The following is a 1,108-nucleotide window of genomic DNA, read 5'->3' as shown; positions in this document are numbered from 1 at the left end:
CCTACAGCATCGAGTCCGGCACCGTGACCACCATTCACTCGGCGATGAACGATCAGCCGGTGATCGACGCGTATCACGCGGATTTGCGGCGCACCCGCGCGGCGAGCCAGTCGATCATTCCGGTCGATACCAAGCTGGCCGCGGGCATCACCCGCATCTTCCCGCAGTTTTGCGATCGCTTCGAGGCTATCTCGGTGCGCGTGCCGACCATCAACGTGACGGCTATCGATCTTAGCGTCAGCGTGAGCGCCGCGGTGAAGGTGGCGGAGGTCAACCAGCTGTTGCAAAAGGCCGCACGGGAATCATTTCGTGGTATAGTTGACTACACGGAATTACCATTGGTCTCGATCGATTTTAACCATGACCCGCACAGCGCTATCGTCGACGGTACGCAGACCCGGGTCAGCGGGCAGCACCTGATAAAGACCTTGGTCTGGTGCGACAATGAATGGGGCTTTGCCAATCGGATGTTGGATACAACACGGGCAATGGCCGCCAGCGGTGTCTAGTACGGCGGCGCCGGCGTGATGGGCGCGCTGCTCAGGCAATTTTATAGAGATTCAATAAAGAGGGTTCACCATGTCTGTAATTAAGATGACCGATCTGGATCTGGCGGGTAAACGCGTACTGATCCGCTCCGATCTGAACGTGCCGGTAAAAGACGGTAAAGTGACTTCCGACGCGCGTATCCGCGCTTCCCTGCCGACTATCGAAGCTGCGCTGAAGCAAGGCGCCCGCGTGATGGTAACCTCCCACCTGGGTCGTCCTACCGAAGGCGAGTACAACGAAGAATTATCCCTGCTGCCTGTGGTCAACTACCTGAAAGATCATCTGAAATCCCCAGTGCGTCTGGCGAAGGATTATCTGGATGGCGTCGACGTCGCCGAAGGCGAACTGGTGGTGCTGGAAAACGTCCGCTTCAACAAGGGCGAGAAGAAAGACGACGAAACCCTGTCCAAGAAATACGCGGCGCTGTGCGACGTGTACGTGATGGACGCGTTCGGCACCGCGCACCGCGCGCAGGCTTCCACCCACGGCGTGGGCAAGTTCGCGCCTGTCGCCTGTGCCGGCCCGCTGCTGTCCGCCGAGCTGGAAGCGCTGGGCAAGG

Annotated in this window: 2 pseudogenes; both read left to right on the top strand. The window is 59.2% G+C overall.

Annotated features, from left to right (window positions below):
• Window positions 1–509: pseudogene (locus ABT095_RS38800) on the top strand (type I glyceraldehyde-3-phosphate dehydrogenase); the annotation flags it as partial.
• A gap of 70 nt (window positions 510–579) precedes the next feature.
• Window positions 580–1,108: pseudogene (gene pgk / locus ABT095_RS38795) on the top strand (phosphoglycerate kinase); the annotation flags it as partial.

The organism is Kitasatospora sp. NPDC002227 (genome assembly GCF_040296285.1).
GTDB lineage: Bacteria > Actinomycetota > Actinomycetes > Streptomycetales > Streptomycetaceae > Kitasatospora.
This window is presented reverse-complemented; position numbering and strand designations above follow the sequence as displayed.